The 23,613-nt window shown below is 68.3% G+C and carries 21 protein-coding genes; 5 read left to right on the top strand and 16 right to left on the bottom strand.

What is annotated here, in order from left to right; genetic code table 11:
• Window positions 1–30: 30 nt before the first annotated feature.
• Entirely contained in the window at window positions 31–282 is a 252-nt protein-coding gene (locus ACP26O_RS27790; RefSeq protein WP_175659345.1) for a hypothetical protein, read from the bottom strand.
• A gap of 95 nt (window positions 283–377) precedes the next feature.
• Here ACP26O_RS27790 and ACP26O_RS27785 point away from each other — a divergent pair, with 95 nt between their 5' ends.
• On the top strand, window positions 378–1,166 hold the full coding sequence (locus ACP26O_RS27785) for an AraC family transcriptional regulator (RefSeq protein ID WP_175662870.1): 789 nt from the start codon (window positions 378–380) through the stop codon (window positions 1,164–1,166).
• 153 nt (window positions 1,167–1,319) lie between these two features.
• Here ACP26O_RS27785 and hpaI read toward each other — a convergent pair whose 3' ends face one another.
• The 7 genes from hpaI to ACP26O_RS27750 are packed head-to-tail and all read right to left on the bottom strand — an operon-like array spanning window position 1,320 to window position 7,214.
• Window positions 1,320–2,123 carry a 4-hydroxy-2-oxoheptanedioate aldolase gene (hpaI, locus tag ACP26O_RS27780; RefSeq protein WP_175662871.1) on the bottom strand — a complete coding sequence of 268 codons (804 nt, stop codon included), beginning with the start codon at window positions 2,121–2,123 and terminating at the stop codon, window positions 1,320–1,322.
• Window positions 2,124–2,135: 12 nt separating this feature from the next.
• Window positions 2,136–2,939, bottom strand: coding sequence for a 2-oxo-hept-4-ene-1,7-dioate hydratase (gene hpaH, locus ACP26O_RS27775; protein ID WP_175662872.1), 804 nt, complete (start codon window positions 2,937–2,939; stop codon window positions 2,136–2,138).
• Between the two features lie 19 nt (window positions 2,940–2,958).
• Window positions 2,959–3,351, bottom strand: a complete 393-nt coding sequence (locus ACP26O_RS27770; RefSeq protein WP_175662873.1) for a 5-carboxymethyl-2-hydroxymuconate Delta-isomerase — start codon at window positions 3,349–3,351, stop codon at window positions 2,959–2,961.
• Window positions 3,352–3,380: 29 nt separating this feature from the next.
• Complete coding sequence (gene hpaD / locus ACP26O_RS27765) at window positions 3,381–4,229, bottom strand: 3,4-dihydroxyphenylacetate 2,3-dioxygenase (protein ID WP_175654890.1); 849 nt, start codon at window positions 4,227–4,229, stop codon at window positions 3,381–3,383.
• 48 nt (window positions 4,230–4,277) lie between these two features.
• The gene (hpaE, locus tag ACP26O_RS27760; RefSeq protein ID WP_175654891.1) at window positions 4,278–5,741 is read right to left on the bottom strand and encodes a 5-carboxymethyl-2-hydroxymuconate semialdehyde dehydrogenase; all 1,464 of its coding nucleotides are present in this window, start codon (window positions 5,739–5,741) and stop codon (window positions 4,278–4,280) included.
• A gap of 22 nt (window positions 5,742–5,763) precedes the next feature.
• Window positions 5,764–6,528 carry a fumarylacetoacetate hydrolase family protein gene (locus ACP26O_RS27755; protein WP_175662874.1) on the bottom strand — a complete coding sequence of 255 codons (765 nt, stop codon included), beginning with the start codon at window positions 6,526–6,528 and terminating at the stop codon, window positions 5,764–5,766.
• Window positions 6,525–7,214, bottom strand: coding sequence for a fumarylacetoacetate hydrolase family protein (locus ACP26O_RS27750; RefSeq protein WP_175662875.1), 690 nt, complete (start codon window positions 7,212–7,214; stop codon window positions 6,525–6,527). The genes ACP26O_RS27755 and ACP26O_RS27750 overlap by 4 nt, the downstream gene beginning before the upstream one ends.
• 153 nt (window positions 7,215–7,367) lie before the next feature.
• On the opposite strand from ACP26O_RS27750, the gene hpaR reads away from it, so the two are divergent.
• Entirely contained in the window at window positions 7,368–7,808 is a 441-nt protein-coding gene (hpaR, locus tag ACP26O_RS27745; protein ID WP_006754041.1) for a homoprotocatechuate degradation operon regulator HpaR, read from the top strand.
• Window positions 7,809–7,877: 69 nt separating this feature from the next.
• Here the strand turns inward: hpaR and ACP26O_RS27740 are convergent, their stop codons facing one another.
• The gene (locus ACP26O_RS27740) at window positions 7,878–9,089 is read right to left on the bottom strand and encodes an SDR family oxidoreductase (protein WP_175662876.1); all 1,212 of its coding nucleotides are present in this window, start codon (window positions 9,087–9,089) and stop codon (window positions 7,878–7,880) included.
• A gap of 637 nt (window positions 9,090–9,726) precedes the next feature.
• Between ACP26O_RS27740 and ACP26O_RS27735 the strand changes: the two genes are divergently transcribed.
• Both ACP26O_RS27735 and ACP26O_RS27730 read left to right on the top strand, forming a co-directional pair.
• Window positions 9,727–10,074 (top strand): DUF3564 family protein, encoded by a 348-nt coding sequence (locus ACP26O_RS27735; protein WP_105785119.1) that lies wholly within the window; start codon window positions 9,727–9,729, stop codon window positions 10,072–10,074.
• Between the two features lie 344 nt (window positions 10,075–10,418).
• Window positions 10,419–12,311, top strand: coding sequence for a peptidoglycan D,D-transpeptidase FtsI family protein (locus ACP26O_RS27730; RefSeq protein WP_126225289.1), 1,893 nt, complete (start codon window positions 10,419–10,421; stop codon window positions 12,309–12,311).
• A gap of 370 nt (window positions 12,312–12,681) precedes the next feature.
• Here ACP26O_RS27730 and ACP26O_RS27725 read toward each other — a convergent pair whose 3' ends face one another.
• The 5 genes from ACP26O_RS27725 to ACP26O_RS27705 all read right to left on the bottom strand — a co-directional run bounded on the left by ACP26O_RS27725 (window position 12,682) and on the right by ACP26O_RS27705 (window position 19,596).
• Entirely contained in the window at window positions 12,682–14,397 is a 1,716-nt protein-coding gene (locus tag ACP26O_RS27725) for a cation:proton antiporter (protein ID WP_011658666.1), read from the bottom strand.
• 216 nt (window positions 14,398–14,613) lie between these two features.
• Entirely contained in the window at window positions 14,614–16,032 is a 1,419-nt protein-coding gene (locus ACP26O_RS27720; RefSeq protein ID WP_175662877.1) for a cytochrome c, read from the bottom strand.
• Window positions 16,029–17,807 carry a GMC family oxidoreductase gene (locus ACP26O_RS27715; RefSeq protein ID WP_426356345.1) on the bottom strand — a complete coding sequence of 593 codons (1,779 nt, stop codon included), beginning with the start codon at window positions 17,805–17,807 and terminating at the stop codon, window positions 16,029–16,031. The genes ACP26O_RS27720 and ACP26O_RS27715 overlap by 4 nt, the downstream gene beginning before the upstream one ends.
• The gene (locus ACP26O_RS27710) at window positions 17,807–18,538 is read right to left on the bottom strand and encodes a gluconate 2-dehydrogenase subunit 3 family protein (RefSeq protein ID WP_175662878.1); all 732 of its coding nucleotides are present in this window, start codon (window positions 18,536–18,538) and stop codon (window positions 17,807–17,809) included. Before ACP26O_RS27710 ends, ACP26O_RS27715 begins: the two co-directional genes overlap by 1 nt.
• Before the next feature lie 641 nt (window positions 18,539–19,179).
• Window positions 19,180–19,596: a DUF3995 domain-containing protein gene (locus tag ACP26O_RS27705; RefSeq protein WP_175662879.1), complete on the bottom strand. Its 417-nt coding sequence runs from the start codon at window positions 19,594–19,596 to the stop codon at window positions 19,180–19,182.
• Between the two features lie 350 nt (window positions 19,597–19,946).
• Here ACP26O_RS27705 and ald point away from each other — a divergent pair, with 350 nt between their 5' ends.
• Window positions 19,947–21,062 carry an alanine dehydrogenase gene (gene ald, locus ACP26O_RS27700; protein ID WP_175662880.1) on the top strand — a complete coding sequence of 372 codons (1,116 nt, stop codon included), beginning with the start codon at window positions 19,947–19,949 and terminating at the stop codon, window positions 21,060–21,062.
• 13 nt (window positions 21,063–21,075) lie between these two features.
• Here the strand turns inward: ald and polX are convergent, their stop codons facing one another.
• Complete coding sequence (polX, locus tag ACP26O_RS27695) at window positions 21,076–22,854, bottom strand: DNA polymerase/3'-5' exonuclease PolX (protein WP_175662881.1); 1,779 nt, start codon at window positions 22,852–22,854, stop codon at window positions 21,076–21,078.
• Window positions 22,855–23,023: 169 nt separating this feature from the next.
• A complete protein-coding gene (locus ACP26O_RS27690; RefSeq protein WP_006753534.1) occupies window positions 23,024–23,416 on the bottom strand; it encodes a TraR/DksA family transcriptional regulator in 393 nt (130 codons plus the stop codon).
• Window positions 23,417–23,613: the final 197 nt, after the last annotated feature.

Below are 23,613 nucleotides of genomic sequence, written 5' to 3'. Positions count from 1 at the left end.
GGCGTGCTCGATCGACTGTTCGAGCGGGCATCATTGCGCGGCGAGCCACGCACGCAGCGCGGGATCGCGCACGTCCAGCACGTCGAACAGGCCGAGCGCGCGCAGCGCGGGCAACGCGTCGATCGTGTCGGCTTCCGCTTGCGAGCGGTCGGCGGGCGCCGCGTGCGGATCGGTCAGCACCCGAGCGTTCGCCAGGAACGCGCCGACGGTGCCCTTGCGGATCGTCGTTCCGCCGGCCTCGATTCGGTCGGCGTGGTCGGGGAGAAGGTGTTCGGCTCGCATCGTGCAGTCCTCCAGTGGTGGTCGATGGAGGCAGTGTAGGCGTGCAATACGGGCCGATCTCCGGTATAAAAGCCATTCGATACGGAAATCCCGCCATGTCCGATCCATTGCTGCCTGCCCACCTCGTCACGTCCGACGACGGCCCGTTCGTCGTCGCCGCCGTGCTGACGCAGCGCGACCCGCGCGTGACCCCGCCGCACGCGCATGCGCGTGGTCAGCTGGTCGGCGCGCAGAGCGGGCTGGTGACGATCGGCCTCGACGATCAGGAGTGGGTCGTGCCGGCGATCCACGCAATCTGGATTCCGCCGCATTGCCGGCATTCGCTGCACTCGTTCGGGCCTATTTCCGGCTGGTCGGCGTTTGTCGCCGAAGCGCGCTGCGCGGCATTGCCCGACACGCCGCGCGCGATCCGCACGACGCCGTTGCTGCGCGAGGCCGTGCAGCGCGCGGCCAGCTGGGGCGATTCGGAACTGGATGCCGCGCAGACGCGGATCGCCGACGTGATCCTCGATGAAATCGTGTCGTCGAAGGCCGAAGCGCTGGGACTGGTCCGCCCGCAGGACCCGCGGCTGATGAAGATCACCGATGCGCTTGCCATGGATCTCGCGGACAACCGGCGGCTGGAGGAATGGGCTGACTGGGCCGGCATTGGCGCACGGACAATGAGCCGGCGCTTCGTCGCCGAGACGGGCCTCACGTTTGCGCAATGGCGTCAGCAGGCAAGGCTGCTGCGGGCGCTGGAGAAAATCGCCGACGGCGTGCCGGTCACGACGATCGCGCTCGATCTCGGCTACGACAACGTGAGCGCGTTCATCGACATGTTCCGGCGAGCGATGGGGACGACGCCGGGAAAGTATATGGAAGCGGGACGGCGAGCGGGTTAAAGGACTCTATGCTCGAATGAAGCGCACCATGTGCGATAGGCAGGTATCCGTCACGCGACGACCTGCCGTTCTCGTGCGAAGCGGCGCGCGCCGCGCTCATTGCAAGTGCCGCGCGGCGTCGAGCATCGCGTCGGTCAGCTCGCCGCGGCTCCGTCAATACGTCCCGTCGCCCGTCTTCACGGCCTCACCCTTCTCCTTGAACCGCGCCGCCAGCGCCTGCGCACTTCTCGCCAGCAGCGTCGTATCGACGCCCACCGCGACGAACAGCGCGCCCGCTTCCAGATACCGCCGCGCCGCCGCCTCATCCGCGCTCAGAATGCCCGGCGCGTTGCCGGCCGCCTTGATCGTGCGGATCGCACCGTCGATCGCGGCCTGCACGTCCGGGTGCCCCGGATTGCCGAGATGCCCGAGATCGGCCGCCAGGTCGGCCGGCCCGATGAACACGCCGTCCACGCCGTCGACCCGCGCAATCGCATCGATCGCTTCGAGCCCCGCGCGCGTCTCGACCTGCACGAGCACGGCCATCTCGTCGTTCGCGCGGTGCAGGTAATCGCCGACGCGATTCCACCGCGACGCGCGCGCGAGCGCACTGCCCACGCCGCGAATCCCGTGCGGCGGATAACGCGTCGCGGCCACCGCCGCGCGCGCTTCGTCCGCGCTCTGCACCATCGGCACGAGCAGCGTCTGCGCGCCGAGATCGAGCACCTGCTTGACGATCACCGGATCGTTCCACGGCACGCGCACGACAGGATGCGACGGATACGGCGCGATCGCCTGCAACTGCGCGAGGATCGTCGGCACCGTGTTCGGCGCATGTTCGCCGTCGATCAGCAGCCAGTCGAAACCGGCGCCCGCGACGACTTCCGCGCTGTACGGATTCGCGAGGCCGAGCCACAGCCCGAGCTGCGCGTCGCCGCGCGCGAGCGCGGCCTTGAAGACATTGGACGGAATCTGCATCGCTCGCTCACCTCACGCGAAGTAGCACTGGATCGTTCCGAGCGGGCCGTAGTCGACGCTGAACGTATCGCCCTGGCGCGCCGCGCACGGCCGCGTGAACGAGCCGCCGAGCACGATCTGTCCCGGTTCCAGCGCGACGTCGAATCGCGACAGCCGGTTCGCCAGCCACGCGACGCCATTGGCCGGATGATTCAGCACGCCGGCCGCGACGCCCGTTTCCTCGACCACGCCGTTGCGCGACATGATCGCCGCGACCCAGCGCAGGTCGACGTCCTGCGGCCGCACGGGCCGCCCGCCGATCACGACGCCCGCGTTCGCCGCGTTGTCGGCGATCGTGTCGAACACCTTGCGCGGCCGCTTCGTATCGGGATCGATCGACTGGCTGCGCGCATCGATGATCTCGAGCGCGGGCACCACGTAATCGACCGCGTCATACACGTCGAAGATCGTGCAGTGCGGCCCCGTGAGCCGCTTGCCAAGCACGAACGCGAGTTCGACCTCGACGCGCGGCACGATGAAGCGCGCGGTCGGGATCGTGCCGCCGTCGTCGAAGAACATGTCGTCGAGCAGCGCGCCGTAATCGGGCTCGTCGATCTGCGACGTGTTCTGCATCGCCTTCGACGTGAGGCCGATCTTGTGCCCCTTGAGCGTGCGGCCTTCCGCGAGCTTCATGGCCACCCACGCGCGCTGGATCGCATACGCGTCGTCGATCGTGATGTCGGGATGGTCGAGTGAGATCTGGCGGATCTGCGTGCGCTCGCGCTCCGCGTCGTTCAGACGCCGGGCGAGCTGGTCGATGAGGGCGGGTTCGAGCATGGTCGGATCGGGATTGGGTTCAGTCGGCCCGCTTGTAGCGGGCGTGAATGTTGTTGTGCTTGTACGAGCCGCTTTCGCTGAACTCGGTCAGCTCCATCGACAGCGCCAGATAGCGCTTCGCGTACAGCTCCGCGAAATGCACCTTGATCGCGTCGAACAGCGCGTCGCACGCGGCCTTTTTGGTCTCGTCGCTGCGGCCCGCGCCGATCTTCAGCGTCACATGGACGAACGCGTCGTCCCCGGTGCCGTCGGCGACGCAGTAATCCTGCAGCTCGATCGCGCGCGAGCGGATGCCGCCCGTCGGGAACACGCCGCCCTGCGCGATCAGCGTTGCGTTGATCGTGCGCAGCAGCGTGGGGATGCGCGCGTCGTCGCGGATGTTCGCGGTGTATTCGACGACGATGTGTGGCATGGCAACGCTCCGGTCAGGTGATGCGGCGCTCAGGCGAGCGGGAAGATCGCGTTGATCTGCCCGGTGCCCGAGCTCGCGAAATAGTCGGTGACGATCTCGACGGGCTTGTCGTAGCGATCCCAGCCGAGCAGGCCGAGCAGCATCGCCGTGTCGTGCATGCCGCCTTCGCCGTGGCAATGCACGTTGTACTCGGGCAGCATCGCGCAGAAGGTCTTGAAATCGCCCTGCTTCCACAGCTCGACCACCCGCAGGTCGACCTGCCGGAAGAATTCGCGGCTGATCTGGTGGATCGATTCCTCGGGGCTGCCGTTGTCGTTGAAGCGATGCGACAACGAGCCGCTCGCGAGGAACGCGACGTTCGAATCGCTCTTCTCGATCGCTTCGAGCAGCGCCTCGCCGAAGCGGCGGCTCTCGTCGAGCTGATGCCACATGCACCAGCCGGCGATCGACACAACCTTGAAGTGCTGGTCGCCGTTCATGTAGCGCATCGGCACGAGCGTGCCGTATTCGAGTTCGAGGCTGTCGATCTCGTGCGCACGCGTCGCGATGCCGCGCGCGCTGGCCGTCTCGGCAATCAACCGGCCGAGCGCCGGGTTCCCCGGATACGCATACTGCATGTCGCGGATGAAATGCGGCAGCTCGTTGCTGGTATAGGTGCCGGCGAACTTCGCATTGCAGTTCACGTGATAGCCGGCGTTGACGAGCCAGTGCACGTCCGACACGACGATCGTGTCGACGCCGAGCGCGCGGCAGCGCTCGCCGATCAGCCGATGACCGCGGATCGCCGCGTCGCGGCAGCCGTGATGTTTGCCGGGCAGTTCCGACAGGTACATCGACGGCACGTGCGTGACCTTCGCGGCGAGGGACAGTTTGCCCATCGTTGAGTCTCCGTATCGTTCGTTCTAGCGGCGCAACGACCCGCGCCGTTACACGCCCCAGCGCGGAATGTGATGCGAACCCATCGAGATGCAGACGTTCTTGATTTCGGCGAACACCTCGAAGCTGTACTCGCCGCCCTCGCGCCCGGTGCCCGACTCCTTCACGCCGCCGAATGGCTGGCGCAGGTCGCGCACGTTCTGGCTGTTCACGAACACCATCCCGGCCTCGATGCCGCGCGCGAGACGATGCACCTTGCCGACGTCCTGGGTCCAGATGTACGACGCGAGCCCGTAGGCGGTATCGTTCGCGAGCCGCAGCCCTTCTTCCTCGTCGTCGAACGGGATCAGGCACGCGACCGGCCCGAAGATCTCTTCCTGCGCGATGCGCATCCGGTTGTCGACGTCCGCGAACACGGTCGGCCGCACGAAGTTGCCGTTGCGCAGATGGCTGGCGAGGCCCGCCGGCTTGTCCGCGCCGCCCGCGACCACGCGCGCGCCTTCCTGCTCGCCGATCCGGATGTAGCCGGTCACCTTCTCCCAGTGCTGGCGGGTGATCATCGCGCCGAGCTGCGTGCCCGGATCGGATGGGTCGCCGACCACCAGGTTGTTCGCGCGCCGCGCGAATTCCTGCACGAAGCGATCGTAGATCGTTCGCTGTACGAAGATCCGCGAGCCCGCCGTACAACGCTCGCCGTTGATCGAGAAGATCGTGAACAGCGACGCGTCGAGCGCGCGATCGAAATCGGCATCGTCGAAGATCAGCACCGGCGACTTGCCGCCGAGCTCCATCGAATACTTCTTCAGGCCCGCGCGTTCCATGATCCGCTTGCCCGTGACCGTGCCGCCCGTGAATGACACCGCGCGCACGTCCGGATGGCGCACCAGCGCATCGCCGGCGGTCGCGCCGTAACCCTGCACGACGTTCAGTACGCCCGGCGGAATGCCGGCTTCGAGCGCGAGCCGGCCGAGCTGGTCGGCCGTCAACGGCGACAGCTCCGACATCTTCAGCACGGCCGTGTTGCCGAGCGCGAGACACGGCGCCGTCTTCCACGTCGCGGTCATGAACGGCACGTTCCACGGCGACACCAGCGCGCACACACCGACCGGCTGGTACAGCGTGTAGTTCAGCATCTGGTCGTCGACCGGATAGGTACGGCCGTTCATCTGCACGCACACTTCCGCGAAAAAGTTGAAGTTCTCGGACGCGCGCGGAATCAGCTGCTTGCTCGTCTGCGCGATCGGCAGGCCGGTGTCCTGCGTCTCGAGCGCGGCGAGCATCGGCACGTTCTTCTCGATCAGCTCGCCGAGCTTGCGCATCAGCTTCGCGCGCTCCTTCGCGGGCGTGTTCGCCCACTTGGGAAACGCGGCCTTCGCCGCGCGCACGGCCGCGTCGACTTCAGCCTCGCCGGCCGACGCGACGTCGGTGATCACGTCGCCCGTCGCGGGGTTCAGCGTCGTGAAAGTCTCGCGGCTCTCGACTTCGCGGCCGTCGATCCAGTGCTTGATGGTCATGTGCTCTCCTTGGGCGACGGGCTCAGCCGGCGCGATAGTAGTCTGCTTCGCCGACGATCGTGTTCACGAGCCGGCCGATCCCTTCGATTTCGGTCACGACCTCGTCGCCCGGCTTCGTGTCCGCGAGCCCTTCCGGCGTGCCGGTCAGGATCAGGTCGCCCGGCGAGAGCGTCATGAAGCCGCTGATGTGCTCGATCAACACGGGCACGTCGAAGATCATGTCGCGCGTGCTGCCGCGCTGCGTCTCCTGGCCGTTGACCGTCGTGCGCAGCATCAGGTCGCCCGCATCGCCGATCTCGTCGCGGCTGACGAACCACGGCCCGAGCGGCGTGCAGGTGTCGCGGTTCTTCACGCGCAGGTTCGGGCGGTAGTAGTTCTCGAGATAGTCGCGGATCGCGTAGTCGTTCGCGACCGTGTAGCCGGCGACGTAGTCGATCGCCTGCGCGCGGCTCACGTTGCGCGCCGGACGGCCGATCACGACGGCCAGCTCGCACTCGTAGTGCATGTGCGTCGCATCGGTCGGGCGCACGGTGCGCGACCGATGGCCGATGAACGTGTTCGGCCCCTTCAGGAAGATCAGCGGCTCGCTTGGCGCCTTGAACGCGAGTTCCTTCGCGTGGTCCGCGTAGTTCAGACCGAGCGCGAACGTCGTGCGCGGCGCGACGGGCGGCAGCCACGTCACGTCGTGCTCGGCCAGCACGCGCCCCGTGTCGAGGCGGATCGCACCGTCGCCGGCCGGCTCGGCCGCATGCAGTGCGCCGTTGTAGATCACGCGTGCCGTCTTCATCGTGCGTCCTCCGCAATCAGCGTATGCCGCAACGTGCCGATGCCGGCGGCCGCAATCTCGATCGTGCTGCCCGCGCGGGCGCGCGGTGCGCCGCCCGCGACCCCGAGCAGCAGCACGTCGCCCGCATCGAACGACATGAAGGCCGTCACGTCGGCGATCAGTTCGCGCACCGGGCGAATCAGCGTGGCCGTCGAAGCGGACATAGCCGTGTCGCCGTCGATTCGCACGGTGAGGCCAATCGCGTCGACGTCGGCAAACGCCGCCGCCGGCACGATCGCGGGACCCAGCGGGCAAAAGCCGTCGCGGCACTTGAAGCGCACAGCGGGACGGTAGTAATCAGGATGCGGCACCGACACATCGCTCGCGAGCGTGAAACCGTGCACGTAGTCGAGCGCCTGCCCAGCCGGCACGCGCGTCGCGCGCCGCGAGAACACGACGGCCACCGACGCGTCGATCTCCAGCGCATCGACGCCGGCCGGCACCACGACGGCCGCGCCGTCCGCCGCGTGCGTGTTGGCCGGCTTGATGTACAGGATCGGCGCCTGCGGCGGGCGGCCGTAAGGCGGCGCGTGCACGGCGTCGCCGAGCGCGTCGAGTGCCGCGCGCTCGTTGAGCAGCGCGCCGTAGACGGTACCGATGGCGACCGGCAGCGGCGGCGCCGCGGCGGTCCTGCAAGACAGCTCCATGCGTCATTCCCCTGCCGCGCGTCGCGGCGCATCGTCAATACTTAACATCTTAAGTAAACAATCGCGCGCTGACAACCTCGATTACCCTGATTCACGAAATTCGTCACCATCGGCTGTTAAGATTGATGCGTCCCCGTCCATTCCCCACCCCCGATGAACCGTACGCTCGACCATCGCAACCTGGCCATGCTGCTGCTCGAGGCCCGCGAAACGCTGATGGGCCTGTTCCGCCCCATTCTCAAGGAATTCGCGCTGACCGAACAGCAATGGCGGATCATCCGCGTGCTCGACGGCGAGCCTGCGCATGCGCTCGAAGCGGGACAGATCGCGCGCCGCTGCTGCATCCTGAGCCCGAGTCTGACGGGCGTGCTGGAACGGATGGAACGCGACGGCCTGATTACGCGCACACGCGCGCAGGAGGATCAGCGCCGGCTCCTGGTGAGCCTGACGCCGCAAAGCAGGAAACTGGTAACCGAAATCGGTCCGCGCATCGACGAGCAGTACCGTCAGCTCGAAGCGCGTTTCGGCCAAGACGGCCTCGACGACGTCTACCGTGCGCTCGATCGGCTGATCGAGCTCGGCAACGCGTCGTAGCGCCTGCCGTCACCGGGCCGCGGCGAGCGGCGGCGAACCGAACCGGCAGGCCCGGGATCGCGCGCGCGGTCAGTGCAGCGCGCCGCGCATCAGCTCGGTCACCGCGACGCCGCGCGACGTGCGCATGCATTCCTCGACGTAATCGATGAACGGCAGCGGCTCGAAATCGATTTCGTCGCGCACGCGGCGGTTGTCGAATACGCGATCGACCGTCGCGAATTCCGCGCAACGCTGCAACGCCCGGCCGATCACGCGCTCGAGCGCCGGATCGGATCGCCCGAGCACGTCGCGCACCACGAGCGGCAGTTCGGCCGGCGCGCAAGCGGCGTAGCGCGGCGCGCCCGTCATGCCCGCCGCTTCATCCATCGCGCGCACGATCTGCGCGACCTGCGGCGCGTCGTCGCCGGCCGACACGTGGTACACGTCGTGCATCAGCGTCGGTTTCACGGCCAGCAGCATCGTCGCACGCGCGACGTCGTCGACCGCCACGATGTCGATGCGCGTCATCGGCCGCGCGGTGAAGCGGCGCGCCGCATGCGCGACGCGGAACATCCAGAACGAATTCGGCGCGGGACGCGTGCCGAGCACCGTGTGACCGACGACGTGCGACGGACGCACGACGACGAGCGGCAGTCCGAGTTCGCGCAGGCGCTGTTCCGTTTGCGCCTTCGCGTGCAGGTAGTCCGCCGCGAGCACCGCGCCCGGCAGCCCGTCGCCGCCCTGCACCGCGCCGCTCGCCGCCAGGCCGGTCGCATCCTCATGCACGATCCCGCCGCGGCCCGCATGCGCATACGCGGTACCGACATATACGAAACGCTGCAGCCGCGGCGTGTGCGCGAAGCGAGCGGCGAAGCCCAGCGAGTCGGCGATGTCCGCCTGCAGGTGGGCGCCATCGGCCGGCGATGCATGGCCCGCGCAGTGGATCACGTGCGTCGCGCCGGCGAGACGCGGTGCGTCGGCGCCCTGCCAGACGTCGCCGAGCGCGCCGACGACCACGTTCGCGTCGCCCAGACGCGACGCCCAGTACGGCGCGAGCCCCGCGCGCAGCGCCGCTTCTCGCAGACGCGCGACCGCATGGCCGCGATTCTCGGCGCGCACGACGCACACGATCCGTTCGAGCAATCCTGCATTGACGAGCGCCGTCAGCACGGTGCTGCCGATGAAGCCGGTGGCGCCGGTGAGCACCAGGTGTCCGACGTTGGCCGCCGCGACCGGTGCGCTGGCCGGCGACACGAGGCTCGTGCGCCAGTTGAGCGACAACGCGGTTTTCCAGATCAGCACGATAGTCTCCTTCGAAGAATCGGCCGGACAGCGCGGCTGCCCCGGATGGCGAGGTCGCCTGCGGCGCTCGGCCGGGCCGGGGCCGACGCTCGCCCCGGCAGTCCCGATCGCGCTCCGGCCCGCGATCGGGTCGATTGCGTCTCGGCAGCGCGCCAAGGACGGGCGTCCACGGCGCAGGATCGGGAAACTCGCAGTGTGGGGCCCGATCGCCCGCAAGTCTGTCCCGAAAGTTTCGTGAAAGTGTGCGGATTTGTACGCGAATGTCGGAGTGTGTCGTGCCGGCTGGCTGGCGGATCGTTCAAACGTCCGGTCGGTCGGCCTTCGCGGCGCGGGCGCGATCGGTTGGCCAGGGCCGCCCGTCGGCCTTCTCTTCGGCGCGCGGCGTCGACCGGGACTTCCCCCGAGTCATCGCATGTCCGCGGTAGCCATCGTCCGGTCACGGCGCGCGGTTCACGCCGTGGCCTCCGTGTGCGCGCGACGTCGGATCCCGACGAATCGTCAGACGTCGTTCCATCTGCAAACGCCAATAAAATTAATCGGGATTTATTGAGGATTATCACTTGCGTTTCACCACAGTCTATCTAGACTGGTCAAACCCAAACGGTCAAATGTGTCTTTTTCTTCAGGAGACGATCCAATGCGCCTCACTATTCGCATTAACGGCAGCGAATCGGCAACCCGACACGCGTTCGCAGTGCTGTGGGTCGATACCGACGAGGGGCTGTGGTCGCGCGAGGCACACCAGGGCATCGATCTTCCGACCTGGGGCAAGGTCCGGGACGTGGAGGGTGCCATGGCCCTCTGCCCGGCGGACGGCGGGAAGGCCGTGTGCCAGTTGAAGGGTCTTTCCTCCAGTGCAACGCAGCGCGAGCAGGGCCCCGCGGTGCTCGCCGGGGAGCATCCGGAAGGCGCGTGGCGCCTGCAGGCGGTCGATCGCTCCAAGGTGGACTCGGAAAACCACGAATTTACTTCCGTCGCGCGCTAGATATTTCCGACGGCAATCCTCTGCGGTTTTGGGGTTTATTCCGGTTTCCGTGATATTCATTTCGATATTCAGAAATAAAATCGCCTCGCTTCGAGGCGATTTTTATTTTGTCGTCTCGAAATTAATCGGGGTCGGATAATCGAAACGAGCGCCGTCGATTTTTTCCCGGTTGGCGCCGCGCCGCCCTCCTGACTTCCTCCCGCTTTCCTCCTAGTCCCCCGCTCCCCGCCGCGCCTCTTTTCCGGGGCCGAAACATACTTTCCCCACACAATGTTTACTCCTTTATTACAATCGCATTATTCAGACTGACTTGCCGCCGTCCGGCGGCCCGACCCGGCCCTTGCATGAGCGTGAAAAAGAAGACCCACCCCGCCGATCCGTACGCCGCCGCGACCAAGCATCCGATGCTCGCGTCGCGCCTGCCGATGTGGCGCTCGAAACTGGTCGTGATCATGGTGTCCCTCGGATTCGCCGCGCTGATCGGACGCGCGTTCTGGGTGCAGGTCGCGAACCAGGATTTCTATGTCGGGCAAGGCCAGAAGCGCTACCAGCGCACGATCGAGCTCGACGCGATGCGCGGCCGCATTGTCGATCGCAACGGCGCGATGCTCGCGGTCAGCCTGTCGACCTATGAAATCTGGGCGAACCCGAAACAGGTTGCCGACATCGACTATCCGCAGCTCGCGAAGCTGCTCGACATGCCGCTCGCGGAAATAAAACGCCGCCTGCGCAACGACCGTACGTTCGTGCTGCTGAAGCGGCAGGTCGACGCCGATACCGCGGGCCGGCTCGACAAGCTCGCGATCGACGGCATCACGCAGATCGCCGATTCGAAGCGCTTCTATCCGGAAGGCGAGTCGGCCGCGCACGTGGTCGGCTTCACCAACGTCGAGGACAAGGGCCAGGAAGGCGTCGAACTGGCGGCGAATGCGCGGCTGTCGGGGACGTCCGGGCAGCGCGAGGTGATCCGCGACCGGCTCGGGCGCATCGTGTCCGACACGCGCCCGCTCGTCCCCGCGCAGCACGGCGCGACGATCGAACTGACGATCGACCGGCGCATCCAGCAGCTCGCGTTCAGCCAGCTCAAGGCCGCGGTGCTCGAGAACAACGCGGTGGCCGGCAGCGTCGTCGTGCTCGATGCGCAGAACGGCGAAATCCTCGCCCTCTCGAACTACCCGACCTTCGATCCGAACGATCGCTTCCGGCTGACCGGCCAGCAGTTGCGCAACCGCGCGGTGATCGACACGTTCGAGCCCGGCTCGACGATCAAGCCGCTCGTCGTCGCGCTGTCGATCGACGAGCGCAAGGTCACGCCGAACACGATCATCAACACGTCGCCGGGCACCTACAAGATCGGCCCGGCCGTGATCCACGACACGTCGAACCACGGCTCGCTGACCGTGTCGGAGGCGCTGCAGAAGTCGAGCAACGTCGCGCTCGCCAAGCTGGCGCTGAACCTGCCCGCTGAAACGATCTGGAACAAGTACCAGGAATACGGGATCGGCCGCGCGCCGGAGCTGACGTTCCCCGGCGTCGCATCGGGCCGCCTGCGCGGCTACAAGCGCTGGCGGCCGATCGAGCAGGCGACGATGGCGTACGGCTACGGGCTGTCGATGTCGCTGCTGCAGATCGCGCAGACCTACACCGCCTATGCGGGCGACGGCACGCTGCACCCGGTGTCGCTGCTGAAGAGCGGCACCGATCCGCTGACGATGGATTCCCGCCGCGGGCACCGCGTGACGTCGCCGCAAACCGCGGCGGCGATCCGCGCGATGCTCGAGTCGGCGGTCGGCGAAGGCGGCACGGGGCGCCGCGCGCGCGTCGACGGCTACCGGATCGGCGGCAAGACGGGCACGGCGCGCAAGCAGGTCGGCGCGACCTATGCGAAGGGCAAGTACCGCGCACTGTTCGCGGGGATGGCGCCGATGAGCAACCCGCGCCTGATCGTCGCAGTGATGATCGACGAGCCGCGCGGCAAGGGCTATTACGGCGGCACGGTGGCCGGCCCGGTGTTTTCGTCGGTCACGAGCGGCGCGCTGCAGTTGCTCGGCGTGCCGCCCGATGCACCGGTCGAGCCGACGCCGAACGCGCCGGCCAGGGGCGCGGCCCCGCAGAAGCCGGGCGCGGCGCCGAAGGCAGCGGCGCAGCCGAAGACGGCGGCCGCGCAGAAGGCGGCGACGCCGGTGAAGACGGCCGCGCAATCCGGCGCGACCGTACAGGTGAAGGCGGCGGGCTGAAACCCGCCGGTTGATACCGGGCGCGGCGACCCGGCCGGCGAATGCGTCCGCTAGTCGCCGCGTCGAATGCCGTTCATGTGCTCTGCCGCCGTGCCGGTGGCCGGCGCGATCCCGACGGCCGGCGCAGTCCCGACGGCCGGAGTAGTCCCGACAGCCGGCGCAATCCCCACACCCCGGCGCAGTCCCGACGGCCGGCTCAATCCCGACGGCCGGCTCAATCCCGACACCCGGCGCAGTCCCGACACCCGGCGCAACCCCGACACCCGGCGCAGTCCAGCCGGCGCGGTCCCGACATCCGGCGCGATCCCGCTACCCGCGCGAACGCGGCCGCGCGTGTGACAGGCCCGTCGAATACGCGCATGCGCAACCGTCAATGCGCGGCCGCCACCGGCTTCACCATCCGCCCGAGCACATGCTCGGTCATCCCGCGCGCGAGTTCGCTCTCGCCCATAAACACGGTGCCGACGCCCTCGCTCGCCAGCAAGTCGGCCTCGTCGCCGCTGTTCGTGCACAGCACGACCTCCAGCGTCGGGTTCAGCGTGCGCGAGATCTCGACGATCTGCCGCACGTCGAATACGTCCGGCAGCGTGACGACCAGCATCCCGGCACGCGCGATATGCGCCTGCACGAGCACGACCGGCTCGATCGCGTCGCCGGACACGGCCGCGACGCCGTCCGCGCGCAGCTTCTCGACGAGCTCGCGGTTCTGCTCGACGACGACATAGGCGATCCCGCGCTCGTCCAGCGCATGCGCGATGCGCGTACCGACCTTGCCGTAGCCGACGATCACGACCTGACCGGTCAGGTGCGTCTGCGGCGTCGACATCGGCAGCGCGGCGAGCGGATCGTCGCGTGCCTCGAGCTTGCGCGCGAACGCCGAATGCTTGCGAATCCAGGCGAGCGCCGGATCGATCATCGCGAACAGCAGCGTGTTCATCGCGATCGAAATCAGCGCAACCGCGAGAATCAGGCTCTGCCCCTCGGCCGACAGCAAACCGAGCGCCCGGCCGAGACCCGCGAGGATGAACGAGAACTCGCCGATCTGCGCGAGGCCCGCGCCGACCGTCAGCGCGGTGTTCAGCGGATAACGGAACGCAATCACGAGCGCGACCGCCGCGAGCGTCTTGCCGATCAGCACGATCGCCGCGACCTCGATCACGTGCAGCGGCTCGGTGAGCAGCACTGTCGGGTCGAACAGCATCCCGACCGAAATGAAGAACAGCACCGAGAACGCGTCGCGCAGCGGCAGCGTCTCGTCGGCCGCGCGCCGGCTGAACTCCGACTCGCGCATCATCATCCCGGCGAAAAACGCGCCGAGCGCGAACGACACGTCGAACAGCTTCGCCGCGCCGAACGCGATGCCGACCGCGGCCGCGATCATGCACAGCGTGAACAGCTCGCGCGAACCGGTACGCGCGACGAGCCACAGGATGCGCGGGAACACGCGCTTGCCGACCACCAGCATCAGCACGATGAACGCGGCGACCTTCAGCATCGTGACGCCGAGCGTGCCCCACACGCTGCCGCCGGCTGCGTGCGCGTCGCCGGGCGGCGTGCCGCCGAGCAACCCCGCGACGGGCGGCAGCAGCACGAGCACGAGCACCATCACGAGATCCTCGACGACGAGCCAGCCGACCGCGATGCGCCCGTTGACCGTCTCGACGAGCCCGCGCCCCTCGAGCGCGCGCAACAACACGACCGTGCTCGCCACCGACAGCGCAAGCCCGAACACGAGCGCCGCGCCAAGACTCCAGCCCCACGTGAGCGCAAGCCCGCCGCCGAGCAGCGTCGCGACGGTAATCTGGACGACTGCCCCCGGCAGCGCGATCTTGCGCACCGCGAGCAGATCGCCGAGCGAGAAATGCAGGCCGACGCCGAACATCAGCAGCATCACGCCGACTTCGGCAAGCTGCTGCGCGAGCGACAGGTCGCCGACGAAACCGGGCGTGCCGGGGCCGATCACGATACCGGCGAGCAGATAGCCGACGAGCGGCGGCATTTTCAGCAGCGACGCGAGGTAACCGAAGATCATCGCGAGACCGAAACCGGCCGCGAGCAACGCAATCAGGCTGACGTCATGAGGCATCCCCCCTCCCAGGTTCTTGTAACGATTTAGTAAGGTTCAAGAGGCAAAGGATAAGGGATGAGGCGAAAAAATGGCGCGCCGCCGCGAAATTTTCACGCGGCGGCGTGCCATGGCGGGGTACTACCCCGGTCGGAAGGAACGTGTCACGCGCGCCGGCCCGGCGCCGCGAGTCCACGAGAGGCTTGATCGGCGGGGGCGGCTGCCCCGCCGCCCGCGTCAGCGGGATGCCTGCGGGAACCGCGCGCCCGGCGGCGGCTCCGGTCGCGTCGACGGCCCGCTCTTGCGCACCTTCGCGACCTGCGCGGCCGTGATCGCCGCACCCGTATTGCCCCAGCTCGTGCGCACGAAGTTCGACACGTCCGCGACTTCCTGGTCCGACAGGCGCCAGCCGAACGGCGGCATCGTGAAGGTCGACGGCGCGGTGCGCGTGCCCGCGAGCGCGCTGCCTTCCAGCACGACGTGGATCAGCGACGTCGGATCCTCGCCCTGCACGACCGGGTTGCCGGCGAGCGCCGGGAACACGCGCGTGTAGCCGTGGCCGTCGCTGCGGTGGCAGGCCATGCAGTTGTCGCGATAGACGGCCGCGCCCGGCTTGCTCGCGTCGCCGCCCTGCAGCGCCTTCGCGGCGGCCGCGTCGTACACGTGCGGCTGCTCGCCCTGCACGCGCGGCGGCAGCGTCTTCAGATAGCGTGCGATCGCGGTGAGGTCGTCGTCGGTCATGTGCTGCATGCTGTGGCCGACCACGTCCGTCATCCCGCCGAACGCGGCCGTGCGCAGCGTGCGGCCAGTCTTCAGGAACTGCACGATCTCGGTTTCGGTCCACGCGCCGAGCCCGGTGCGCGGCTCGCCGCGCAGGCTCGTCGGCACCCAGCCGTCGATCGCCGCGCCGCCGGCCAGGAAGTCAAGACCACCCGCATCGGTCAGCGCGCGCTCCTGCATCGTCACCGCGCGCGGCGTGTGGCACGCGCCGCAATGGCCGAGCCCCTCCACCAGATACGCGCCGCGCGCGATCACCGGATCGGTATACGGCGTCGCATCGAACGGCTTCGGCGTCGGCGCGAACAGCTTGCGCCAGAACGTCAGCGGCCAGCGCATCGACAGCGGCCACACGATGTCGACCGCGCGGTTCTCGTGCTCGACCGGCGCCACGCCGTGCATGAAGTACGCGTAGAGCGCCTTCATGTCGTCGTCGGTCAGACGCGCGTAGGACGGGAACGGCATCGCCGGATACATCGTGTCGCCGTTCTTGCGGACGCCCTCGCGCACCGCGCGGGTGAAATCGTCGAGCGTCCAGCCGCCGAGGCCCGTCTTCGGGTCCGGCGTGATGTTGGTCGAATAGATCGCGCCGATCGGCGTGTCGAACTTCAGGCCGCCCGCGAACGGCTTGCCGCCGCTCGCCGTGTGGCACGCGATGCAGTCGCCGGCGCGGGCCAGATATTCGCCACGCTTGACGAGGGCCGCGTCGGCCGACTGTGCGGCCGGTGCGGCTGCCCGGCCCGAAGCCGGCGCCGCCGGTTGCGCGAAGGCCGACCCGCCGGCGAGACCGAGCGCCGCCCAGGCCGTGCCGATCGCCAGTGCGCGCCGCAGCGGGGACATGCCGCGCGCGGCGTTGTAATGGTTCACGGTCCTCTTCATACGGTCACCAGCGGGGCGGGATTTTTCAGGTATTGCTCGCGGATCGCGCGTGCCGACCAGTAGGCCAGCGCGGCGATGATCCCGGTCGGGTTGTAGCCGATGCCCTGCGGCAGCGCCGACGCGCCCATCACGAACACGTTGTGCACGTCCCAGCACTGGAGGTAGCGGTTCAGCACGCTCGTCTTCGGATCGGTGCCCATGATCGCGCCGCCGACCAGGTGAGTCGTCTGGTACGCGCGCGAATTGAAATGCTTGCCGAACTCGCGCGTCGACACGCCGATCGCCTTCGGCCCCATCGCCTCCGCGATCTTCTTCATCTGCCCGGTCACGTACTGCGCCATCCGGATGTCGTTGTCCTTCCAGTCGAAGGTCATCCGCAACAGCGGCTGGCCGTACGAATCGCGATAGGTCGGATCGAGGTCGAGGTACACGTCGCGGTACGACATGTTCGTGCCGTGCGCGTCCATCGAGATCGTGTGCGCGTAGTTGTCCTTGACCGCCTTCTTCCACGCCGAGCCCCACTGCGGCGTGCCGGGCGGCGTCGCGATGCCGCTGATCGGCTTCACGCCGGCCTGGTTCACCCACAGCGGCGAGCCACCGACGAAGCCGAGCGGGCCGTGGTCGAAGTTGTCCGCGTTGAAGTCGTCCACCGCGACGCCGTTGCCGCCCGTGCCGATGAACGGGTTCGTGTAGGTGTCCTTGTCGAAGAACGCCTTGATCGTCGACAGGTTCTGGTACGCGAAATTGCGGCCAACGACGCCTTCGCCCGAGATCGGGTCGTACGGCTTGCCGATGCCCGACAGCAGCAGCAGGTGCACGTTGTGATACTGGAACGCGGCGACGATCACGAGATCGGCCGGCTGATGCACTTCACGGCCGGCCGGGTCGACGTAGGTGACGCCCGTGGCGCGCTTCTTCGTGTCGTCGAGGTCCACGCGCAGCACGTGGCACTTCGAGCGTAATTCGAAGTTCGGCACCTGCTTGAGCGCGGGCAGGATGTTCAGGTTCGGCGACGCCTTCGAGTACATGTAGCACGCGTAGCCGCTGCAGTAGCCGCAGAAGTTGCACGGCCCCATCTGCACGCCGTACGGGTTCGTGTACGGCCCCGACGTGTTCGCCGACGGCAGCCGGTACGGATGCAGCCCGAGCGATTTCGCCGCGTCGGAGAAGCGCTGCGCCGAATAGGTGTTGAGCTGCGCGGGCAGCGGGAAGTTGTCGCTGCGGTTCGCCTCGAACACGTTGCCGTCGCCGACCACCTTGCCGCCGACCTTGTACGCCTGCCCCGACGTGCCGAACACCTTCTCGGCGAAGTCGAAATACGGCTCGAGCTCGTCGTAGCTGACGCCCGTGTCCTGGATCGTCATGCCTTCCGGGATGAACTTCTTGCCGTAGCGCTCTTCGTAGTGGCTGCGCAGGCGCAGCTCCTCCGGCGTGATCCGGAAGTGCACGCCCGACCAGTGCAGCCCCGCGCCGCCGACGCCCTCGCCCGGCAGGAACGCGGCGAGCTGCCGGTACGGCAGTGCGGTGTCCTGCACGCCGTGGCGGATCGATACGGTCGTCTTCGACAGATCGAGGAACAGCTTCTTGCGAACGTTGTAGGTCAGCTCGTCGATCGTGTTCGGATACGCGCCGTCCGGATAGGTGTCGCGATACTCGCCGCGCTCGAGCGCGACGACGTTCAGGCCCGCTTCGGTCAGTTCCTTCGCGAGAATCGCGCCGGTCCAGCCGAAGCCGACAATCACCGCATCGACGTGCGGCTTCTTTTCCGCGGCCATCAGCTGCGCTCCCCGTTGATCGAAACCGGGCCGTACGGATACGGCTTGCCGTTCTGGTTGACGAAATCCATGAAGTCGGCGCGCGCGCCCGGAAAACCGATCATCTTCCACGCGGCCATGTCGTGATTGCCGCCATGCACCGGATCGCAGAAGTAGCCTTCGCGCGTGTTCTGCAGCAACTGGCCGAAGAACACGGTGGACGGCACGTCGTCGATCTGCGCGCCGCCCTTCTCCAGTGCGCCGAGCACGGTGTCGCGGGTCGGTGCGTCGAGGTCGGCGAACGTCTTGCCGTGCGCCTTTTCGCAATAGCGGTTGACCGCCGCGATGCCGAGCCGGTAGATGTCGCGCGGCACCAGCTTCAGTTGATAGCCGAGCTCGGGCACGCCCTGCTGGAACGGCCCCTGCATGTACCACGTCGCGCCGTGCGCGTACGGGGTTTCCATCTGGCGGTCGATGAATTCGGGCACGCCGGTGTCGAGCGCGCCGGGGCCCTCGGCATCGGCCGGGATCAGCCGGTCGACGGCGGCCTGGACGAACGCCCACTCCTTCGCATCGAAGAAAGTCGGCTTGTACGGCGCGCGTTCGGCGCCGGCCGACGTGGCGGACGCATTGCCGGCCGTGGTCGCGGACGAGCGCAGGTCGCAACCGGCGACCGACGCGATCGGCACGAGCGCGACCGACGTGCGCAGGAAACGGCGGCGCGAATTGGGTTTGTCGGGTGGCGTGGACATGGTCGGATGTTGATCGTTGGGGAGCGTGGTTCGGGGACGCGCATTCCGCATGCGCCATGCCCGACCGGTAGCCATGCCGCACGCGGCCGGCGATCCTGTTTTTGCTGTATTGCAAACACTGTCGATGCGGGCGCCGGCCGCGCATTCTCGGCGGCGCCGTCATGCAGCCGCAGGCGCGCCGGTTCGGGCGCGCCGCGCGGGTCGACCTCTTCGCGGGTCTTATCATCGGACAAATAACGGGCTTCTCACGTCATTTACCCGCCATCGCCATGGGCCTGGTTCAACTTAGACGCCCCGCCGGCCGACGGCAAGCGCAACGTGCACGACCCTCATTTCGGGCCCGGCGACGAGTGCCGCGAATTATAGATGGAACCGGTTCCATTTCCAAAGGGTTAGATGCAATTCATTGCATCGGAAATCGCAACAATTGAAAAATGCGGGAACCGGGATATGCAAGAGCCGCAGCACGATCACGTCGTGGCATGCGGAGGGGTGTCGGACGCAGGCGCGGGTTTCGCCCGGTCGGTGCAGGTCGTGTTCAGGAATAGCCCGCGCGGCCGGTCGGTGCTTTCGTCGAAAGCACCGCGACGCGCGTTACGGCTTCGCTCGCTGCAAGATGACCGCCCTGATCGGCCCGGCACTCACCACGGCCCCAGCATCGATGCGATCGACAACGCGAGCGCCGCGCAAAGCGGCGAGTAACAGAGGCTGTCCATCCGCGCGAAACGCGACCCGCGGATCCGCTTGAAGAAGCCGACGTAGCGGAAATCGCCGATGGCGCGCACCGCGAAGATCAATGCGAGCGCAACGACCGCGAACGCGATCGCACCGGGATACAGGTTCGGCCACAGCCAGCCCGCGCGCGACGCCACCGCGCCTGCGCCGGCCAGCAACGCCGCCGCGATGGCAAGCGTGCCGGGCGCGCTCGGCCGCAGCAGCGGCACGCCGTCCTGTTCCGGAATGGCCGCACGCTTGCCGAGGCTTCCGCCGAACGCCCAGTAGACGTGAACCAGTGCGATCGCGCAAAGCGTCGGCACGCTGAAATACGCGCTCGTCATGTCGGTAAGGTTCCTTGCTTCATCGTGTCGTTGTGTCGCGTGATCCACCCGAATGGACTCCGGCACGCGGCCCCGCTCAGCGGCATACAAGACGATACCCAAACCGCGTGCCGCGCGCATTGCGACGTCCGGTCGCAATGCGCCACGCCGCGTGTTGCACTGCAGTGTGCGCACCGTCGCGGCGGGCCGCCGCTTGACTTCCCTCCGGGCACCACTACCCTTTTATTCCAATACGGCCATCGGACCGTGCATGCGCACGTCGCACACGGGCCGTTCGCCGGCACGCACGGTCGGACGATCGCAGCGCGCTCGGGCACGACAACAACGACGAATACCCAAGGAGACGACTCATGCTGATCGGTGTGCCGAAAGAGATCAAGAACCATGAATACCGCGTCGGCCTCACGCCGGCCGGCGCACGCGAACTCACGCGGCATGGCCACCACGTGCTCGTGCAGCGCGGCGCGGGCACCGCGATCGGCCTGCTCGACGACGACTACACGGCCGCCGGTGCGGCGCTGTGCGACGACGCGCGCGAGCTCTTCGCGCGCGCCGACATGATCATCAAGGTCAAGGAACCGCAGGCCGCCGAATGCGCAATGCTGCGGCGCGGGCAAATCCTTTATACGTACCTGCATCTCGCGCCCGATCCCGAGCAGGCTGCCGCGCTCGTGAAGTCCGGCGCGGTCTGCATCGCGTATGAAACCGTGACGGGCCCCGGCGGCGGGCTGCCGCTGCTCGCGCCGATGAGCGAGGTCGCGGGACGCATGTCGATCCAGGTCGCGGCGACGCACCTCGAAAGCCCGCGCGGCGGCCGCGGCGTGCTGATGGCCGGCGTGCCCGGCGTGCCGGCCGCGCACGTCGTGGTGCTCGGCGCGGGCGTGGTGGGCACCGGTGCGCTGCAAATGGCGGTCGGCCTCGGCGCGCGCGTCACCGTGCTCGACACCAACGTGGGCCGGCTGCGCCAGCTCGACCTGATCTTCGCGAACCGGATCTCGACCGTCTGCTCGAACGCGCACACGATCGACGAAGCCGTGCGCGAAGCCGACGTCGTGATCGGCGCGGTGCTCGTGCCGGGTGCATCGGCGCCGCGGCTCGTCACGCGCGACATGATCGCGACGATGCGCACGGGCGCCGTCGTCGTCGACGTCGCGATCGACCAGGGCGGCTGCTTCGAGACCTCGCATGCGACGACGCATGCGCAGCCGACTTTCGTCGTCGACGGCGTCGTGCACTACTGCGTCGCGAACATGCCGGGCGCGGTCGCGCGCACGTCGACGTTCGCGCTGAACAACGCGACGCTCGGCCATGCGCTCGCGCTCGCCGACAAGGGCTGGAAACGCGCGATGATCGACGACCCGCATCTGCGCGCGGGCCTGAACGTGTGCGACGGCCACGTCACGTACGAGGCCGTCGCGCTCGCGCTCGGCCTGCCGTACGTCCCGGCGGAAGACGTGCTGGCCTGAGCGCGGCGCGCCGTCACGCGCCCTTCGGGCGGTCGCGCTTCGACGCGCCGCTCGCGCTGCCCGCACCGCCCATCGTGCGCGCCAGCAGCGGCCGCAGTTGCGCGAGCGTGCGCGTGTTGAGCACGTCGTGCCGCGTGAGCCAGCCGCGCCGCGCGTGGCCGATACCGTATCCGAGGTTGTCGAGATCGTCCGCGCAGCGGGCGTCCGAGCCGATCGCCACCGCGACGCCGACCTTCGCGGCCTCGCGGCACCACAGGTCCGGCAGATCGAGCCGCCGCGGGTCGCCGTCGAGCTCGACGAAGCAGCGGCGCGCGGCGGCCGCGGCGAGCACGCGCGGCACGTCGAGTTCGCAGGCGTCGCGTTCGCCGAGCAGCCGGCCGGTCGGATGCGCGAGGATCGTGAAATACGGATGATCGATCGCGCGCAGGATCCGCTCGGTCTGCCTGTCGCCCGGCAAGTCGAAGCCGTCGCGCACCGCGCCGACGACGAGGTCGAGCCGGCCGAGCACGTCGTCGGGCACATCGAGGCTGCCGTCCTCGCGAATGCCGGCCTCGACGCCCTTCAACAGCACGAAGTCGTCGAACGACGCGTTGAGGCGGTCGATCTCGTCGATCTGCCGCACGAGCCAGTCGCAATCGGTACGGCCGCCACCGACATCCGGCATGCGATCGGTGACGGCCAGATACGCGAGCCCGCGCGCGCGGGCCGCGTCCGCCATCGCTCGCAGGCTGTCGCGCCCGGCCGACGCGTCGGTATGCGCGTGCAGATCGCCATGAAGATGCTTGCGCTCGACCAGCGCGGGCAGCGTGCCGGCGCGCGACGCGTCGATCTCGCCGCGGCCCTCGCGCATTTCGGGCGGCACCCAGTGAAGGCCGATCGCCTCGTAGACGGAGGCCTCCGTCGCGCCCGCGATCCGTTCGTCGCCGCGGAACACGCCGTATTCGTTGATCTTCAGGCCGCCGGCCTGCGCGATCCGGCGCAGCGCGATGTTGTGCGCCTTCGACCCGGTGAAATAGACGAGCGCCGCGCCGAACGCGTCCGCGTCGACGACACGCAGGTCGACCTGCAGCCCGTTGCCGAGCATCACGCTCGAACGCGTCTTGCCGTTCGCGAGCACGCGCGCGACGTCGCCGCAGCTGACGAACGCGTCGGCCACGGCGGCCGCATCTTGTGCGCTCACGAGGATGTCGAGATCGCCAACCGTCTCGCGGCAGCGCCGAAAACTGCCGGCCGGCACCGCTTCGCCGACGCCGGCCACCTGGCGCAGCCGCTCGAGCATCGGCCGCAGCGATTTCGCGGCATCGGGCAGCAGGAAGCGCTGCGGCTCGCGCTGCAGGCGCTCGTCGATCGCGTCGAGCAGTTGCGCTTCGGTCTTCGCGCCGAAGCCCGGCAGCGCGCGCACGTGCCCGCTCTTCGCTTCGGCGCGCAACTGTTCGAGCGAGTCGACGTGCAATGCGTCATGCAGCGCCTTCACGCGTTTCGCGCCGAGCCCCGGCACGTCGAGCAATTCGACGATGGCGCCCGGCAACGCATGGCGCAGCGTTTGCTGCAGTTCGCAGGTGCCGGTCGCGGCGATCTCGCGCAGCTTCGCCGCGAGATCGGCGCCGATCGAGGGAATCTGGCCGAGATCGCTACCGTTCGCGATCATCGCCGGAATGTCGCGCCCGTACTCGGCAATCGTACGGGCCGCGTTGCGATAGGCGCGCACCCGGAACGGATTCGCGCCCTGGATCTCGAGCATGTCGGCGATTTCGGCGAATACGGCCGCGCACTCGGCATTGTGGATCGGCATGATCGGCGTGGCTCCCTTCCACGTGGATGGCGCCGTGCGCTGGCGCGCCGGCGCTTGCCCGCCCGGCGCCGCATGTCGACGGCGGCGGGCGCCCGTTGGTCATCCTGCGCCGGTTGCCGGTGTCGCGCCGCGCGGGGCGCGCTGCCGGCGCGGCCCCGGCGCGCCGACGTCAGAGCGATGCGCGTGGCGTCGTCGCGTAGCGACGCTCGTACACCGACTGGCAATGCGTGCAGCGCTCGGCACTCGGCCGCGCGAGCAAACGCTCGTAGCCGACCGGCGCATCGCAGTCGATGCACTCGCCGTAGCTGCCGTCGCGCATGCGCTGCTGCGCGCGCCCGATCGCGCGCAACTCGGCCAGCTTCATGCCGATCAATGCGTGATCCATGTCGACGAACAGATCGGCATTCGCCTCGTCGCCCTCGTCCGGCGCCGCGCCGGCGAGTTCGGCATAGGACTCCGACGCGCGCTGGTCCTCGGTCGTCCGGATATCCGCCCGCAACGTCTGCTCGCTGTCGGTCAGCCGCCGCTGCAGCGTCTGCCGTTGTTCTCGGTCGAGCGCCATCGCCGTCTCTCCTTTTCCCGGTTTCCGCGCAATGACGCATGCGGCGCGCGGTTGTCGCGCCGGTGCACGGCGGGCAGGCATGCGTCGCCCGCCGTGTCCGGATCCGCGCCCGGCCGCACGATGGGCCGGACGCATTCGACGCAGCATAAACCCAATGCACACGCATGTGTTGACCGGCGTCAGCGCCCGCACCGCGC

The organism is Burkholderia sp. R-40 (genome assembly GCF_049942845.1).
Classification (GTDB): Bacteria; Pseudomonadota; Gammaproteobacteria; order Burkholderiales; family Burkholderiaceae; genus Burkholderia; species Burkholderia ambifaria.
Note: the sequence above shows the minus strand (reverse complement) of the source record. Positions and strands in the feature narration are given on the sequence as shown.

Excerpts from the sequence above, each read along its gene's own strand:
- ACP26O_RS27790 (WP_175659345.1), bottom strand. The coding sequence starts at position 282 with ATGCGAGCCGAACACCTTCTCCCCGACCACGCCGACCGAATCGAGGCC.
- ACP26O_RS27785 (WP_175662870.1), top strand. The coding sequence starts at position 378 with ATGTCCGATCCATTGCTGCCTGCCCACCTCGTCACGTCCGACGACGGC.
- hpaI (WP_175662871.1), bottom strand. The coding sequence starts at position 2,123 with ATGCAGATTCCGTCCAATGTCTTCAAGGCCGCGCTCGCGCGCGGCGAC.
- hpaH (WP_175662872.1), bottom strand. The coding sequence starts at position 2,939 with ATGCTCGAACCCGCCCTCATCGACCAGCTCGCCCGGCGTCTGAACGAC.
- ACP26O_RS27770 (WP_175662873.1), bottom strand. The coding sequence starts at position 3,351 with ATGCCACACATCGTCGTCGAATACACCGCGAACATCCGCGACGACGCG.
- hpaD (WP_175654890.1), bottom strand. The coding sequence starts at position 4,229 with ATGGGCAAACTGTCCCTCGCCGCGAAGGTCACGCACGTGCCGTCGATG.
- hpaE (WP_175654891.1), bottom strand. The coding sequence starts at position 5,741 with ATGACCATCAAGCACTGGATCGACGGCCGCGAAGTCGAGAGCCGCGAG.
- ACP26O_RS27755 (WP_175662874.1), bottom strand. The coding sequence starts at position 6,528 with ATGAAGACGGCACGCGTGATCTACAACGGCGCACTGCATGCGGCCGAG.
- ACP26O_RS27750 (WP_175662875.1), bottom strand. The coding sequence starts at position 7,214 with ATGGAGCTGTCTTGCAGGACCGCCGCGGCGCCGCCGCTGCCGGTCGCC.
- hpaR (WP_006754041.1), top strand. The coding sequence starts at position 7,368 with ATGAACCGTACGCTCGACCATCGCAACCTGGCCATGCTGCTGCTCGAG.
- ACP26O_RS27735 (WP_105785119.1), top strand. The coding sequence starts at position 9,727 with ATGCGCCTCACTATTCGCATTAACGGCAGCGAATCGGCAACCCGACAC.
- ACP26O_RS27730 (WP_126225289.1), top strand. The coding sequence starts at position 10,419 with ATGAGCGTGAAAAAGAAGACCCACCCCGCCGATCCGTACGCCGCCGCG.
- ACP26O_RS27725 (WP_011658666.1), bottom strand. The coding sequence starts at position 14,397 with ATGCCTCATGACGTCAGCCTGATTGCGTTGCTCGCGGCCGGTTTCGGT.
- ACP26O_RS27720 (WP_175662877.1), bottom strand. The coding sequence starts at position 16,032 with ATGAAGAGGACCGTGAACCATTACAACGCCGCGCGCGGCATGTCCCCG.
- ACP26O_RS27715 (WP_426356345.1), bottom strand. The coding sequence starts at position 17,807 with ATGGCCGCGGAAAAGAAGCCGCACGTCGATGCGGTGATTGTCGGCTTC.
- ACP26O_RS27710 (WP_175662878.1), bottom strand. The coding sequence starts at position 18,538 with ATGTCCACGCCACCCGACAAACCCAATTCGCGCCGCCGTTTCCTGCGC.
- ACP26O_RS27705 (WP_175662879.1), bottom strand. The coding sequence starts at position 19,596 with ATGACGAGCGCGTATTTCAGCGTGCCGACGCTTTGCGCGATCGCACTG.
- ald (WP_175662880.1), top strand. The coding sequence starts at position 19,947 with ATGCTGATCGGTGTGCCGAAAGAGATCAAGAACCATGAATACCGCGTC.
- polX (WP_175662881.1), bottom strand. The coding sequence starts at position 22,854 with ATGCCGATCCACAATGCCGAGTGCGCGGCCGTATTCGCCGAAATCGCC.
- ACP26O_RS27690 (WP_006753534.1), bottom strand. The coding sequence starts at position 23,416 with ATGGCGCTCGACCGAGAACAACGGCAGACGCTGCAGCGGCGGCTGACC.